Origin of the sequence: Streptomyces sp. NPDC002889, assembly GCF_042888425.1 — a bacterium.
Lineage (GTDB): Bacteria > Actinomycetota > Actinomycetes > Streptomycetales > Streptomycetaceae > Streptomyces.
In genome coordinates, this window is the sequence record NZ_JBIAPT010000007.1 from 226957 (window position 1) to 244362 (window position 17406).

At 71.6% G+C, this 17406-nt stretch carries 1 protein-coding gene; it reads left to right on the top strand.

Translation table 11 applies throughout. The features are described from left to right. Window positions 1-74 precede the first annotated feature (74 nt). Window positions 75-17102, top strand: coding sequence for an SDR family NAD(P)-dependent oxidoreductase (locus ACFYWI_RS13010; RefSeq protein ID WP_389229804.1), 17028 nt, complete (start codon window positions 75-77; stop codon window positions 17100-17102). Window positions 17103-17406: the final 304 nt, after the last annotated feature.

Consider the following 17406-nt stretch of genomic DNA (forward strand, 5'->3'; position numbering starts at 1 on the left):
GTTCTCGGTGCGCACGGGCGCACCGAGAACCGTATTGCGGCTGTCTGGAATCGTAAAGGAAAGAGCTGTTTTACATGACGACATGGCATGACGGTTACGAGGACGATCGTGGCGAGCCGGTTGCGATTGTCGGAGTGTCCTGCCGACTGCCCGGGGCGACCGGTGCAGACGAGTTCTGGGATCTGTTGAGTGACAGCCGCAATGCGATAACCGAAATACCGAAGGGCCGGCGGGACAGGATCTCGGATTCTGTCCGGTTCGACAGCGGCACCCGCTTCGGGGCGTTTCTGGACGGGGTCGGCGACTTCGACGCCGGATTCTTCGGGATTTCCGCACGAGAAGCCGCGGCGATGGACCCGCAGCAGCGGCTCGTACTGGAGCTGGCCTGGGCTGCGCTGGAGGACGCGGGCATCGTCCCCGCCGATGTGGCCGGTTCGGCCGCTTCGGTGTTCGTCGGCTCGCTGCGCGACGACTACGCCGGCCTGGTGCTGAGCAGCGGCGACGGCGCGATCACGCAGCACACGAACACCGGTACGCACCGCGCCGTCATCGCCAACCGGGTCTCCTACGCCCTGGATCTGCGCGGTCCGAGTGTCGTGGTGGACACGGCGCAGTCGTCGTCGCTGGTCGCGGTCCATCTGGCGGCCCAGAGCGTGCGATCGGGCGAATCGCCCATCGCCATCGCGGCCGGTGTGAACCTCAACCTCCTCGCGGAGGGAGCGCTGGGGGCTCAGCGCTTCGGCGGCCTCTCGCCGGACGGACACAGCTACGTCTTCGACGCCAGGGCCAACGGGTACGTCCGGGGCGAGGGCGCCGTGGTCATGGTGCTCAAGCCGCTGGCGGCGGCCCTGGCAGACGGCGACGACGTCTACGCGGTCATTCGCGGCAGCGCCGTGAACAACGACGGAGCCACCCCTGGCCTGACCGTGCCCAGCCCTCTGGCACAGGAGCGAGTGATCCAGGCCGCGCTGCGGCGGGCCGGCATCACCCCGGACCAGGTGCAGTACGTCGAACTGCACGGCACCGGGACCCCGGTCGGCGACCCGATCGAGGCGGCCGCGCTGGGCGCGGTCTTCTCGGGGCGGCGGTCGGGCGGAACCACCGAGGGAGAAGACCCGCTGCTCGTGGGGTCGGTCAAGACCAACGTCGGGCACCTCGAAGGCGCCGCCGGGATCACCGGGCTGCTCAAGACCGTGCTCGGCATCAGCCACCGGCGGCTTCCCGCGAGCCTGAACTTCGAGACCCCCAACCCGAACATCCCGCTCGACGACCTCGGACTGCGGGTGAACACGGACCTCTCCGACTGGGCGCACCCGGATCGACCGCTGATCGCCGGAGTCTCGTCCTTCGGCATGGGCGGCACGAACGCACACCTGGTCCTGAGCGAAGCGCCGGCCACCGAGCACGCGGTCACCGAGCACGCGGTCACCGAGCCGGACACCCGGCTGGTTCCGATTCCCGTCTCGGGCAGGACTCCGGCCGCGTTGCGGGCGCACGCCGCCCTCCTGCGGGAAACCGATCTCACACCGCACGACCTCGGGTTCTCCCTGGCGACGACCAGGACGGTGTTCCGGCACCGGGCCGTCGTCCTCGCTTCGAACGCCGAAGACCTGCGCACCGGGATGGACGCGGTGGCGAACGGGACATCCGCGCCGAACGTGATCTCGCACGCGGTCGCCGAGGTCGAGCAGGAACCCGCACAGGATGCGGCCGCCGACCGGACCGACGAGTCGCTCGCGGCACTGACCGAGCTCGCGGCCGAGTTCGTCGGCGGCGCGGACGTCGACTGGACGGCCGCGTACGCGGACGTCCGGGCCAAGCGGGTCCGGCTGCCCGGCTACCCGTTCCAGCGGGAGCGGTACTGGACCGGCGAGCACCGGACCCCCGAGCCGGGCACCGGAAGCGCCGACGCGGCCGGCACGGACGCGGCCGCCCTGGTCAAGGCCCAGGTGGCGGCGGCTCTCGGGGCGGGTGATCCGGACGCCATCGAGCTGGACACGAACTTCCGCGATCTCGGCTTCTCGTCGTTGATGACGGTGGAACTGATCGAGAACCTGTCCGTCGCCTCCGGGCGATCGCTCTCCAGCGGCCTGCTGTTCGACTACCCGACGCCCCAGGAACTCATCGCCTACTTCACCGAGACCGGGATCGGGTCCGGGAGCACGGCGCAGAGCCCGTACGCGCCCAGGCCTGCCGGACGTACGAGCACCTCCTCCGGCCAGGACGAGGACGCGATCGCGATCGTCGGCATGGCCTGCCGTTTCCCGGGCGGGATCGAATCCCCCGAGGACCTGTGGCGGGTGGTGTCCGAGGAACGGAACGTGATCGGTGCGTTCCCGGCCGACCGCGGCTGGCATCCCGGTGACGGCTACTCCCGGGTCGGTGGATTCCTCGACACCGCGGCCGAGTTCGACGCGGCGTTCTTCGGTATCTCCCCCAGGGAGGCGCTGGCCATGGACCCGCAGCAGCGGCTGCTGCTGCAGACCGGCTGGGAAGCCCTGGAGCGGGCCGGCATCGACCCGAAGTCCCTGCGGGGCAGCCGTACCGGCGTGTTCGTCGGCGGCACGGCCTCCGATTACGGCCCGCGGATGCACGAGGCGGGCGACGACGTCAAGGGCTATGTGCTGACCGGGACCACGACCAGCGTGCTGTCGGGCCGGATCGCCTACCAGTTCGGGTTCGTGGGGCCGACGCTCACCGTGGACACGGCCTGCTCCTCCTCGCTGGTCGCCCTGCACCTGGCGGTGCGGGCACTGCGCGACGGTGAGGCGTCGGCGGCGCTCGCCGGCGGCGTGACCGTGATGGCCACGCCCGGCATGTTCGAGGAGTTCTCCAAGCAGCACGGGCTGGCCGCCGACGGGCGGTGCAAGCCGTTCTCGGACGACGCCGACGGCACCGGGTGGGCCGAAGGCGTGGGCATGCTGGTGCTGGAGCGGTTGTCGGACGCCCGGCGGAACGGTCACTCGGTGCTCGCCGTGATCCGGGGAAGCGCGATCAACTCCGACGGCGCCTCCAACGGGCTGACCGCGCCCAGTGGTCTGTCCCAGCAGCGGCTGATCACCTCCGCGCTGGCGGATGCCGACCTGACCGGCTCCGACGTGGACCTGCTGGAGGCACACGGCACCGGAACCTCGCTCGGCGACCCCATCGAGGCCGAGGCGATCCTCGCCACCTACGGGCAGGACCGGGACGTCCCGCTGTACTTGGGTTCGCTGAAGTCGAACATCGGCCACGCCCAGGCGGCGGCCGGTGTCGCCGGCGTGATCAAGGTCGTCCAGGCCATGCGGCACGAGGTGTTGCCGCGGACCCTGCACGCCGACGTCCCGACCTCCCGGGTGGACTGGACGTCCGGCCGGGTCGAGCTGCTGGCGCGGGCCAGGGAATGGCAGCGGACCGACCGGCCGCTCCGCGCCGGTGTGTCCGCCTTCGGTATCAGCGGCACGAACGCCCACGTCGTCCTCGAGCAGGGGGAGAAGACCCCGACGGCGCTGGTGTTCACAGGCCAGGGGGCGCAGCGCCCCGGGATGGGCCGGGAACTGTACGCGGAGTTCCCGGTGTTCGCCCGCGCCCTCGACGAGGTGTGCGCCGCGTTCGACCCCCATCTGGACCGGCCGTTGAAGGAGCTGATGTTCGGCGCCGACTCCGGTGCCGACTCGGAGCTGCACCAGACCCGCTACACCCAGCCGGCGCTGTTCGCCTTCGAGATGGCGCTGGCGGAATTGGCCACCTCGCAGGGTCTCGTCGCCGATCTGCTTGCCGGGCATTCCATCGGCGAGCTCGCCGCCGCCTACCTGGCCGGCGTGTTCTCCCTGCCGGACGCGGCGAAGCTGGTGGCCGCCAGGGGCCGGCTGATGCAGCAGGCCCGCTCGGGCGGGGCGATGATCGCCGTGGAGGCCACCGAGGCCGAGATCGCCGAAACCCTGGTCGACGGAGTCGTGGTGGCCGCGGTGAACGGCCCGGTGTCGGTGGTTCTCGCCGGTGACGCCGACGCCACCGAGAGCGTGGCCGCCGGTTGGCGGGAGCGCGGGCGCAGGGTCACCCGGCTGACCGTCAGCCACGCCTTCCACTCCCCCCACATGGACGAGGTGCTCGACGAGTTCCGGGCGGTGGCCGAGTCGATCGACTACCTGCCGCCGCGGATCCCGGTGATCTCCACGGTGACCGGGCGGCCGCTCCCGGCCGACGTGACCGGGTACGCGGAGCACTGGGTCACCCAGATCCGCGGCACCGTACGGTTCCACGACGCCGTCACGGCCCTGCGCGAGGCCGGTGCCGCCGTGTTCGTCGAGGCCGGACCGTCGGCCGCGCTGACCCCGCTGATCCGGTCCGCCGGGATCACCCGGGTCATCCCGCTCGGCAGGTCCACCGGCTCCGAGGCGGATGTCTTCGCCGCGGGCATGGCCCGGGTCCGGGGCGAGGAGCCCACCCACCCGTTCCAGCGGGAGCGGTACTGGCTGCCGCCACGGCCGGCGCGCGGCGCCTCGGAGCATCCGCTGCTCGACTCGGTGGTGGAGCTGGTCGACCGGGACGAAGTGGTGCTGGCGGGCGCCCTTTCGCTGGCCGACTACCCGTGGCTCTCCGGGCATGTGGTCAACGGATCGCCCCTGCTGCCCGGAACGGCGTTCCTGGAGCTGGCGCTGTTCGCCGGGGAACGGCTGGGACTGCCCGAGGTGGCGGATCTGACCCTGGAGAGCCCGCTCGAACTCCCCGAATCCGGCTCTGTTCAGATTCAGGTCACCGTGCGCGACCGGCAGCTGGCGATCCACTCCCGGCGGGACGGGGAACAGGAATGGACCCGGCATGCGTCCGGGCTGCTCCTGGACGCAGACCCCGGCCTGGCGCTCGACTCGGCCGACCGGCTGGAGTGGCCGCCGGACGGCGACCCGGTGCCCGTCGACGACGCCTATGGGCTCCTTGCCGAGCGAGGGTACGACTACACGGGCCTCTTCCGCGGCCTTCGGGCGGTGTACCGGGACGGTGACACCGTCTACGCCGAGGTCCGGTTCCCGGACGAACTCCTCGGTGCGGAACCCGGGTTCCTGCTGCACCCGGCGCTGGTGGACGCGGTGCTGCACCCGATCGTGCTGGGTCTGGTCGACGGCGGGGAGGGGACGCGCCTCCCGTTCGCCTGGAGCGGGGTACGAGCGCACACCGGCGTCGTCGGTGGGACGGAGTTCCGTGCCCGGATCACCCCGGCCGGCGGCGACACCTACGAACTGCTGCTCGCCGACGCGACGGGCGCTCCGGTGGCCACCGTCGACGGACTGGCCTTCCGGGCATCGGCCCGGAGCAGCGCCGACACGGCCCCGATGTACGAGCTGACCTGGCGGCAGGCGAGCGCCGCCCCGGCCGGGGGCGCGGCCGACGGCGACGACGCCCTCCGGCCCACCGTCGTCGAGGTCGCCCCGACCGACGACCCGGCGGTCGCGGTCACCCGGTCCCTCCGGGAGATCCAGGAGTGGGTGGCCGCCGAGCACGACCGGAACGAGCGGCTGGTCCTGGTCACCCGGAACGCGGTGGCCGTCGCACCGGGTGAACCGGTCACCGGTCCGGCCGCGGCCGCGGTGTGGGGCCTGGTGCGCACCGCCCAGAGCGAGTACCCGGACCAGGTCGTCGTGGTGGACGTCGCCGACGGCGCGGGCAGCGCCGCTCCAAAGGACGCGGCGGCCGCGATCGACGCGGCGGTACGGACCGGGGAGCCGCAGGTCGCCGTGCGGAACGGCGAACTCCTGGTGCCCCGGCTGTCCATGGCCGCCCCGGCCGCCGACACCGCCGGAGACGGCGGCATCGAGCCGGGCTTCGGATGGAACCCCGACGGCACGGTCCTGATCACCGGCGGCACGGGCGGCCTGGGCGCTCTGATCGCCCGGCACCTCCACCACCGGCACGGTGTGCGGAACCTGCTGCTGGTCAGCCGTCGTGGCCCGGACGCGCCCGGTGCCGCCGAGCTGATGGCGGAACTGGACGGCGCGCGCGTGGTCGCCGTGGATGTGACGGACAGGGCGGCACTGGCCGGACTGATCGAGGACGTGCCGGCCGACGCGCCCCTGACCGCGGTGATCCACACCGCCGGGGTGCTCGACGACGCCACGGTCACGGCGCTGACCGAGGAGCGGATCGGCACGGTCATGGCGGCCAAGGCGGACGCCGCGCGGTACCTGCACGAACTGACCGCGGACCGGGAACTCGCCGCTTTCGTCCTGTTCTCCTCGATCTCCGGTCTGCTGGGCACGGCCGGTCAGGCCAACTACGCAGCCGCCAACACCTATCTGGACTCCCTGGCCGCGCATCGCCGCGCCCTCGGCCTGGCCGGGATGTCACTGGCCTGGGGCCTGTGGCAGGAGGGCATGGGGCAGTCCCTCGGCGAGGCCGACCTGGGCCGCTGGACCCGGTCCGGGGTGGCACCGCTCACCGCTGAGCAGGGGCTCGCCCTGTTCGACCGGGCGGTATCCGGGGAGGAGGCGCTGCCGGTCCCCGCCGTCCTGCAGCCGTCCGGGCTCGCCGGCACCGATTCCGTACCGGCCGTACTGCGCGGCCTGGTCCGGCGGCGGCGGAAGCCGGTCAGGACCGAGCCGGTCGGGCAAGCAGGGCACGCGCTGACCGAGAAGCAGGCGCTGGAACTTGTCCGGGCGGCCACGGCCGCGGTGCTCGGGCTGCCGAACCCGAACACGCTCGACCTGAGCAAGGCGTTCCGGGAGCAGGGATTCGACTCGCTGGCCGGCGTCGACCTGCGCAACCGGCTGATCGCGGCCACCGGGCGGCAGCTCCCGGCCACCCTGGTCTTCGACCACCCCACCCCACAGGCGCTGGCCGCGTTCCTGGCCGAGGACGCGAACGCGGCTTCGGGCAAGCAGCGGGCCGGGGATTCGAGGCGGCCGGGCAGAACCAAGAGCCGGACCGATGAGCCGATCGCGATCGTCGGCATGGCCTGCCGCTATCCCGGCGGAGTCCGCTCGGCGGACGACCTGTGGCGGCTGGTGCTGGAGGGGCGGGACGCGATCTCCGAGTTCCCGACCAACCGGGGCTGGGATCTCGACCGGCTGTACCACCCCGATCCGAACCACTCCGGCACCAGCTACACCAGGCACGGCGGATTCCTGCACGACGCGGACCTGTTCGACGCGGCGTTCTTCGACATGTCACCGAGGGAGGCACTGGCCACCGATCCGCAGCAGCGCATGCTGCTCGAGACGGCGTGGGAGACCTTCGAGGACGCCGGGCTCGACCCGGCCGTCCTGCGCGGAAGCCGGACCGGCGTGTTCACCGGCGTGATGTACGACGACTACGCCTCGCGGCTTCCGGCGACCCCGCGCGAGGTGGAGGGTTTCCTCCTGGCGGGCAACACCTCCAGCGTGATCTCCGGACGGCTGGCGTACGTCTACGGGCTTGAGGGCCCGGCGATCACCGTGGACACCGCGTGCTCGTCGTCGCTGGTCGCGCTGCACCTGGCCGCGAACGCACTGCGCTCGGGTGAGGTGGACCTGGCCCTGGCGGGCGGGGTCACCGTGATGGCCGGGCCGAGCACGTTCGTGGAGTTCTCCCGGCAGAACGGCCTTTCCACGGACGGCCGGTGCAAGTCGTTCTCGGCCGACGCCGACGGTACGGGCTGGTCGGAAGGGGTCGGCCTGCTGCTGGTGGAACGGCTCGAGGACGCTCGCCGGAACGGGCATCAGGTGCTGGCGGTGCTGCGTGGTTCCGCGGTGAACTCCGACGGCGCCTCCAACGGGCTGACCGCGCCCAACGGGCCCTCCCAGGAACGGGTGATCCGGTCCGCCCTCGCCGACGCCGGCTTGTCGACCGGTGATGTCGACCTCGTCGAGGCGCACGGCACCGGCACCCGGCTCGGTGATCCGATCGAGGCACAGGCACTGCTGGCCACCTACGGACAGGACCGCGACGAACCCGTTCGCCTCGGTTCGCTGAAGTCGAACCTCGGACACGCCCAGGCCGCCGCCGGCGTCGGCGGCGTGATCAAGGTGATCCAGGCGATGCGACACGGCGTCCAGCCGCGCACTCTGCACCTCGGCGAGCCGTCGCCGCACGTGGACTGGTCCGCGGGTTCGATAGAGCTGCTCGCCGAGCAGCAGGAGTGGCCGGCCCTCGGCCGGCCCCGGCGGGCCGCGGTCTCCGCGTTCGGCATCAGCGGAACCAACGCCCACGTGATCCTGGAGCAGGCCGAGAACGCCGCGCGTCCCGCGCGGACGACGGCCGAGCCCTCCGGTCCCGATGGTCGGCTCGACGCCGCTCGCCCGACGGTTCCGCTGGTGCTGTCGGCCCGCAGCGAGCAGGCCCTGCGCATGCGGGCCGCGCAGCTGCGGACCCACCTGGACGAACACCCGGACGTCGACGTCGTCGACGTCGCCGGCACCCTGGCCACCCGGCGCGCCCGGCTCGATCAGCGGGCCGTCGTGCTCGGTACCGATCGGGAAACCCTGCTGCGCGGCCTCGACGCCGTCGCGACGGGCACATCCGGTGGGCCGGGAGTGGTGCAGGGGAACGGAGCGGGTCGAAGTGCGACGGCGTTCCTGTTCACCGGGCAGGGCGCGCAACGGGCCGGGATGGGACGAGAGTTGTACGAGCGGTCCCCGGTTTACCGTGCCGCGCTCGACGAGGTGTGCGCGCACCTCGATCCGCTGCTCGACCGGCCGCTGCGCGCCGTGCTGTTCACCGAGCCCGACAGTGCGGACTCAGCCCTGCTCGACCAGACCGCCTACACCCAGGCCGGGTTGTTCGCCGTAGAGGTGGCGCTTCACCGGTTCGCCGAGCACTACGGCATCACCCCGGACTACTTGCTCGGTCATTCGGTCGGCGAGGTGGCCGCGGCACACGTGGCCGGGGTGTTCGACCTGCCCGACGCCTGCCGCCTGGTTGCTGCCAGGGGCGCCGCGATGCAGTCCGCCCGCGACGACGGGGCGATGGCCGCGCTGGAGGCCACCGAGGAAGAGGTACTCGACTCATTGGTGGCCGGGGCGGCGATCGCCGGCGTGAACGGTCCTCGGGCCGTTGTGGTGTCCGGCGACGACGCCGCGGTGGCCGCGATGATCGAACGCTGGTCGAGCCAGGGCAGGCGAACCCGAAGGCTTTCTGTCAGCCACGCCTTCCACTCGCCGCACATGGACGAGGTGCTGGCCGGTTTCCGGGCCGAACTGGACACCATCACCTTCCGCGAGCCCCGGATCCCGGTCGTCTCGAACGTGACCGGGGAGATCGCCACCGCCGAGCAGCTGACCTCACCGGACTACTGGGTGACCCATGTCCGGGAAGCCGTCCGGTTCTTCGACGGAGTGCGAACACTGCGGCGGAACGGTGTTACCGAATTCGTTGAACTCGGCCCGAACGCCGTGTTGACCGCGATGGTCTCCCAGGCGGTCGCGGACGAGGAAGCCGACGAGAGCAGCGGCACTTCGGTGTCGATGCTGCGTTCCGGACGAAGTGACGTGGAGACCGCGTTCGCCGCGCTCGGTGCCCTGCACGTCCGGGGCGTACCGGTCGACTGGTCGGCGGTGCTCCCGGCAACCGGGCCGGTCCCGTTGCCGCGATACCCGTTCCAGTACCGCCGGTACTGGCTGGAATCCCCGTCCTCCCAGTACCCGCTGCTGGACACCGCGATGGACCTTGTCGACGGCGGAACCGTGCTGACCGGCGAGATCAGTGCCACCGGATGGATCGGCGACCACCGGATCCGCGGCGAGGCCGTCATCCCCGGCACGGCGTTGCTGGACATGGCGCTGCACGCCGGCGCACGGGTGGACTGCCCGACGGTTGCCGAACTGACCTTCACCACGCCACTCGTCCTGCCCGAAGACGGAGCCGTTTCGGTCCAGATCCGGGTCGAGGCCCCCGATCCGATCGGCAGCCGTTCGGTACTGATCCACTCCAGGCCGAGTTCCGAGGCCGATGAGCGGGCCGAGTGGACGCAACACGCCCACGGGGTTCTCGTCCCCGAGCAGCAGTCGCCCCCGGCCGAACCCGAACCGGCCGGAACCGAGGTCGACCTGGACGGGGTGTACCAGCGGTTGGGTGAGCATGGCTACCACTACGGCCCGGCGTTCCAGGGCCTTCAGTCGGTGCACCGCGACGGCGAGGACCGGTTCGCCGAGGCGGAACTGCCGCAGCGGTACCGGACCGAGGCGAGCCGGTTCGGAGTGCACCCGGCACTGCTCGACGCGGTGCTGCACGTGCTGCTCCCCGGAGTGGTCGATCCGGACGCCCAGCCGGTTCTGCCGTTCTCCTGGACCGGGGTGACCCGTCATTCGTCCGGTGCGACGGCGTTGAAGGCCAGGGTCGCGGTTCGCGGGAACACGGCGAATCTGGTGGTCCACGATCAGAACGGCCGTGCGGTGCTGACGGTGGACGAATTGGCACTTCTGCCCATCGGGGGGAGCCATTCGCCCGCGGGGATGCACACCGTGATCTGGCGGGATTCCACCGGACCCGACGACTCCCTCGAACCCGCTGTCCTGCACCGGGTACCGGTCGCGGCGGAGCACCCGGAGCAGGACGTTCCGACGGCGGCGAAGGCCCTGGTTCACTCCGTTCTCGGCGAACTCAGGGCGATCCTCGCCGAGGACGACGAGCGCCGGCACGCCTTCGTGATCAACCCGGCCCTGTCGTACGCCGCGGTGCGCGGCCTGGTCCGGAGTGCCCAGTCGGAGAACCCGGGCAGGTTCGTGCTGATCGAGGCGGACGAGTCGGCCACCGAGGGGCAGCTGAACACTGCACTTCGGACGCCGGAGCCGGAACTGGCGATCCGGGAGGACAGGATCCTTGTGCCCCGGTTGGCCCGCCCGACCGGTGTCGCGGCGAGCGCCTCGGACACCGGCGTGGACTGGAGCGCGGGCCCGGTACTGATCACCGGCGCAACCGGAACTCTCGGCACGGTTCTGGCCAGGCACCTGGTGGTGAAGCACGGGGTGCGGAACCTGGTGCTGGTCAGCCGCCGGGGTGAAGCCGCGCCCGGCGCGACCGACCTCCGGGCCGAGCTGGTCGACCTCGGTGCCGCCGTGAGCCTGGTGGCCGCCGACGTGACCGACCGGCAGGCCTTGGAACGAGTGTTCGCCGAACATGAGCCGGCCGCGGTGGTGCACACGGCGGGAGTGGTCGCCGACTCCACCCTGACCGGATTGACCACCGAACAGATCGACACGGTGTTGCGCCCGAAGGTGGATGCGGCCTGGCACCTGCACGACCTGGCCGGTGACAAACCTCTGGTCCTGTACTCCTCGGTCGCCGGGCTGCTCGGTACCGCAGGCCAGGCGAACTACTCGGCGGCCAACACGTTCCTGGACGCCCTTGCCGAGCACCGCCGTGGACTCGGCCTGCCCTCGATCTCCCTTGCCTGGGGTCTGTGGGCGCAGACCAGTGGCGTTTCCGAACAGTTGACCGACACGGACCTTCATCGACTGGCCCGCACGGGTCTCCGTCCACTGGACACCGCCGAGGCGCTCGGCCTGTTCGACGCCTCCCTCGACGCGGTCACCGGCACCGGTTCCGCGGTGCTGGCCCTGACCCGGTTCGACCGGCCCGCCCTCCGGGGTCGGACCGACCTTCCCGGGCTGCTGCGCGACCTGGCCGGACCGGCCGCGGCCACCCCGACGCCTGCGCGGGACGGTGAGCTCCGCCGGCGCGGAGCGGACACTCCGGCGGTCGACCCCGCCGACGTCCAGGAGATCGTTCGCAATCAGGTCGCCGGGGTCCTGGGTCACGCCGATTCGACCGAGGTCGAGGAGAACCGTCCTTTCAGCGAACTCGGTTTCGACTCGCTCACCGCCGTCGAACTGCGCAACCAACTGAGCACCGCGATCGGCCTGCGGCTGTCCGCGACCGTGGTGTTCGACCACCCCACCCCCGCCGCGCTGGCCAAGCACCTGCGGAGTCTCGTCTCGGCCGAGGAGCGACCGCTTGCCTCGAAGGCTCGGGAACGGTCGGGGACGGCCGAGGAGGGCTACGACGAGCCGATCGCGATCGTCGGGATGGCCTGCCGGTACCCGGGTGGGATCACCTCACCGCAGGACCTCTGGCAACTGGTCGCCGACGGCCGGGACGCCACCTCGGAGTTCCCGGTGAACCGGGGCTGGCCGAGCGACCTCTACCATCCCGACCCGGACCACCCCGGCACCTCCACCACCAACCGGGGCGGGTTCCTGCACGACGCGGAACTGTTCGACGCGGAGTTCTTCGGCATGTCGCCGCGAGAGGCGTTGGCCGTGGACCCGCAACAGCGGCAACTGCTGGAAACCACCTGGGAGGCGGTGGAGAAGGCCGGCCTGGACCCGCAGGGTTTGAGCGGCAGCCGGACCGGTGTGTTCGTCGGTGTCATGTACAGCGACTACGGATCCCGACCGGACCTGCCGCCGGACGGGGTGCAGGGATACCTGTACAGCGGCAGCGCGGGCAGCATCGCCTCCGGCAGGCTCGCCTACACCTTCGGGTTCGAGGGGCCGACCCTCACCGTGGACACCGCGTGCTCGTCCTCGCTGGTCGCGGTGCACCTGGCCGCGAGCGCGCTGCGGCGCGGGGAGTGCGACCTCGCGGTGGCGGGCGGCGCGACGGTGATGGCCACGCCGACGCCGTTCGTGGAGTTCTCCCGCCTGCGCGGGCTGTCCGAGGACGGTCGGTGCAAGTCGTTCTCCGACGACGCCGACGGCACCGGGTGGTCCGAGGGCGCGGGCATGCTGCTCCTTGAGAAGCTGTCGGACGCCAGGCGCAACGGGCACCAGGTGCTCGCCGTCCTGCGCGGCTCGGCGGTGAACTCCGACGGTGCCTCGAACGGGTTGACCGCGCCGAACGGTCCCGCCCAGGAGCGGGTGATCCAAGCCGCGCTCGACTCCGCCGACCTGGCCCCGGCCGATGTCGACCTCGTGGAGGCGCACGGCACTGGGACGAAGCTCGGTGACCCGATCGAGGCGCAGGCCGTGATCTCCACCTACGGGCGCGACCGGGAGAACCCGGTGCTGCTGGGTTCGCTGAAGTCGAACATCGGGCACGCCCAGGCGGCTGCGGGAGTCGGCGGCATCATCAAGGTCGTCCAGGCCATGCGGCACGGGATCGCCCCGGCAACCTTGCACGTGGGCACCCCGTCCCGGCACATCGACTGGTCGGAGGGCAAGGTCGAACTGCTGACCCGGTCCCGCCCGTGGCCGCGGGGGGAGCAACCCCGCCGGGCCGGGGTGTCCTCCTTCGGGTTCGGCGGCACCAACGCCCACGTGATCATCGAGGAGGCGGAAGCCGAACCGACTCCGATCACCGAGGCCCCGGCCGGGCCGCCCCTGATCCCGTGGGTGCTGTCCGCCCGTACCGAGCAGGCCCTTGCGGACCAGGCCGAACGGGTCGCCTCCTTGTCCACTGTGGACGAATCGTTCACGCTCGCCACCCGTTCCGCGATGCCGTACCGGATAGCGGCGACGAGTCCGGGGTCCCTCCGGGACGCGGTCCCGGTGCGGGTGGCGGGAGGCAAGCTGGCCTTCGCGTTCACCGGGCAGGGCGCACAGCGAATCGGCATGGGGCTCGAACTGGCCGCCGCTTACCCGGTGTTCGCGGCGGCGTTCGACGAAGTCTGCGCCCACTTCGACGCTTCGCTGCGCTCGACGATCCGGGAAGCGATCGCCACCGGGGACAACCTGGACGAGACCGGCACGGCGCAGCCCGCGCTGTTCGCCGAAGAGGTCGCGTTGTTCCGCCTGGTGGAGTCCTGGGGGATCCGACCGGACCTGGTGCTCGGCCATTCGATCGGCGAGTTGGCCGCCGCGCATGTCGCCGGGGTGCTGTCGCTGTCCGACGCGGCCAGGCTGGTCGCCGCCCGTGGCGGCCTCATGCAGGCCCTGCCCCGCGGCGGGGCGATGGTCGCCGTCGAGGCGAGTGCTGCCGAACTGGACGGGCGGGACCTGCCCGCCGGGGTGACGATCGCCGCGGTCAACGGCCCCACCTCGATCGTGTTGTCCGGTGCCGAGGAGGCGGTGCGGTCCTTCGTGGAGGAGGAGTTCACCAGCCGGGGAAGGCGCACCAAGCGGCTCTCGGTCAGCCACGCCTTCCACTCACCGCTGATGGAGCCGATGCTGGACGACTTCCGGGCGGTCGCCCGGGAGCTCACCTACAACGCCCCGACGATCCCCGCGATCTCCACGGTCACCGGACAGCACGCCGAGGAATGGACCGACCCCGAGTACTGGGTGAACCAGGTCCGGGCGACCGTCCGGTTCCACGAAGCGGTGCAGACGGCGCGGAACGAGGGCGTGCGCACGGTGCTGGAAGTGGGACCCGACGCGGTGCTCACCGGCATGATCGCGGCCGGTTTCCCCGCCGACGAGGCGGACAACCCGGTCGCCGTTCCGCTGAGGCGGGCCGGCAAACCTGAACCGGACACCGTCGTCACGGCCCTCGGCACCCTGTTCACCAGAGGTGTCGAGATCGACTGGCATGCGGTGTTCCCCGGCGCCAAGCCCGTCGATGTGCCAACCTACGCGTTCCAGCGCAAGCGGTTCTGGCTCACCCCGGCCGGACAGGCCAACGTGACCGGTGCCGGTCTGCGATCCGCGGAGCACCCGCTGCTGGGCGCGGCAGTCGATCTCGCCACGGGCGGTACGGGGGAAGCGGGCACCACCGTGTCGACCGGCCGGCTGTCCCTGTCCACCCACCCGTGGCTGGCTGATCACCGGGTACAGGGCGTCGTGATCGTGCCCGGTACCGCGTTGGTGGAACTGGCCGCGTCGGCAGGTGCGATAGCGCAGTTCACCATCACCGAACCGGTGGTCGTACCGGATACCGGGGCGCTCACCATCCAGATGGTGGTCGACGGCACCGACGTCACGGTCTTCTCCCGGAGCGGGGATGCCGACTCCGGCGACCTTCCGTGGATCAAGCACGCCGTCGGAACGCTCGACACCGAAGGACACCGGGCCGCACCGGAGACCGAGCCGTGGCCGGACGACCTGACGGAGATCGACCTCACCGGCGTGTACGACCGGGTCGCCGAGCACGGTTACGAGTACGGTCCCGCCTTCCAGGGGCTGCGACTCCTGCGGCGGCACGACGAGGAGCTGTTCGCCGAGGTCGAGGCGCCGCAGGAACTGGCCGGATCCGAAGCCGGCTTCGCCGTGCACCCGGCGCTGCTGGACGCGGTCCTGCACGCGTTGCTGCCCGACGTCGCCGGTGCCCGGCCTGCCGCCCTGCCGTTCGCCTGGTCCGGAGTGCGCTTCCACGCCGGGGCTCCGGCGGCGGCCGGGACGGTCCTGCGTGCCCGGATCACTCCTACGGGTTCGGACGCCGCGGTGCGCCTGCTGGTGACCGACGCCGACGGCCATGTCCGGGTGGAGGTGGACGAGTTGGTCCTGCGTCCCCTCACCGGTCTCCTGACCGGCGCCTCCGCCGGCGAGAACCTGCTGTTCACCCCCGTCTGGCGCGAGCTGGACGCGGCCGGCGCTGCCGGGACGTCGGCGAACGGCACCGCGTACGAGGTGGTGCAGGTCGAGGCCGGTACGGGCGGCCTGCCGCAGCGCGCCCGGCACGCCGTACACCACACCCTCGGTGTTCTGCGCGACTGGCTGGACACCGACGGCACCGGCACTCTCGCCGTCGTGGTCGGCGCCGACCTCGCCCATGCCGGCGTCCGCGGCCTGGTCCTCAGCGCCGCGACCGAGCACCCCGGCCGGTTCGTCCTGGTGGACCGTCCCGACTGGGACGGTGACGCCGATGTCCGGGACGCGGTCAAGGAGGTCCTGGCCAAGTCCGACAGCGGTGATGAGCCGCAGGTACGGGTTCGCGACGCGGAGCTCCTCGTCCCGAGGCTGGTCCGGTACAAGCGGCCGGCCGAGCCCGGATCGGGAGACCCGGAGAACCCGGGGACGACCGCGATCCCCTGGAGCGAGGGCACCGTCATGATCACCGGCGCGAGTGGTGCGCTGGGCACGGCGCTGGCCAGGCACCTGGTGGAGCGGCACGGCGCCCGGTCGCTGCTGCTGGTCAGCCGGAGCGGGACCGCTCCGGAGATCGAGGGCGCGGGGGCCGACGTCGAGATCATCGCGGCGGCATGCGACGTCGCCGACCGCGAGGCGCTGGCCGCACTCGTCGAGCGCCACCATCCTGTCACCTTCGTCCACGCCGCCGGCACGCTGTCCGACGGCACGATGGACGGGCTCACCCCCGAGCAGGTCGACGCCGTGCTCCGGCCCAAGATCGATGCCGCCTGGCATCTGCACGAGGTGGCCGGGGACACCCCCTTGGTGCTGTACTCGTCGATCGCCGGGCTGCTCGGCACCGCGGGACAGGCGAACTACGCGGCGGGAAACACCTTCCTGGACGGCCTGGCCGCGTACCGCCACGCACTCGGTCTCCCCGCGGTCTCGCTGGCATGGGGACTGTGGGAGACCGGGATGGGTGACGGACTGTCCGAAGCCGACCTGCGGCGCATCTACGCGCTCGGGCTGCGTCCGATCGCCGTACCGGACGCGCTGGCCGCCTTCGACGTCGCCACCTCGGCGATCGCCGGACCGGCGGCCACTGACGCTCGGAACGCGGTGCTCGCCGTGACCGGGATCGACCGGGCCGCTCTCGGGGCCGCCCCGAACCCGCCCTCGGTGCTGCGGGACCTCGTGCCCCGTCGCGGACAGGTCGCGGCAGCGCGCGCCGACCGGCCGCGAACTGCCCAGGAGCGGTCCGGGATCGCGTGGGAACAGCCGGGTGCGGTGCTCGACCTGGTGCGTCGCGAGGTCGCCGCCGCGCTGGGACACGACGACGTGTCCGCGATCGCGTCCGAGGTGCCGTTCACCAAGCTGGGTCTCGACTCCTTGACAGCGGTCGAACTGCGCAACCGGCTTGCAGCGGTCACCGGCGAGCGTCTGCCGACCACGCTGGTATTCGATTATCCGAATCCGTCCGCATTGGCCGAGAATCTGCGCAGTATTCTGGCGGCCAAGCAAGCCGCCCCTCTCCTCAACCAGTTGGAGGCGCTGATTCGCGACGGACAGCTCGACTCGGAGGCGGTGGCAAGGCTTCGACAACTGCTCGGCGGCGCTGCGACCGGCGCGACCTTCGACGAGCAGTTCGGCAAGGATCTGGACGATGCAGCCGACGAGGAGTTGTTCGCCTTCGTCGACGAACTCGACTGAGCCTCTTCAGCGAAGGCCGCTGATCGGATGACCTGACGAGCAGGGCTCCTGGGCGGTTGGTCGTGGTGTCTGACACCTCAGCATGTCCAACCGTTCAGGAGTGGGATCGCACCGGTCGTTCGTAGGACCGGTACACCCGAGGGTTCCGGGTGTGGCAGCGAGCTTGCCGCCGTTCGATGGCTGAACACCGCCGCAGTTGAGCGTGTCGTACGACGCGCTCAACTGCGGCCGTATCGACGTGGCCCGGCTGGCGCCGACCGCCGCGACGAAGCCCTGGGGCAATCGGGCTGCCGGACCGGCTCCT

What these genes read in the sequence shown, in the direction of transcription:
- ACFYWI_RS13010 (WP_389229804.1), top strand. Translation starts at nt 75, where the DNA reads ATGACGACATGGCATGACGGTTACGAGGACGATCGTGGCGAGCCGGTT.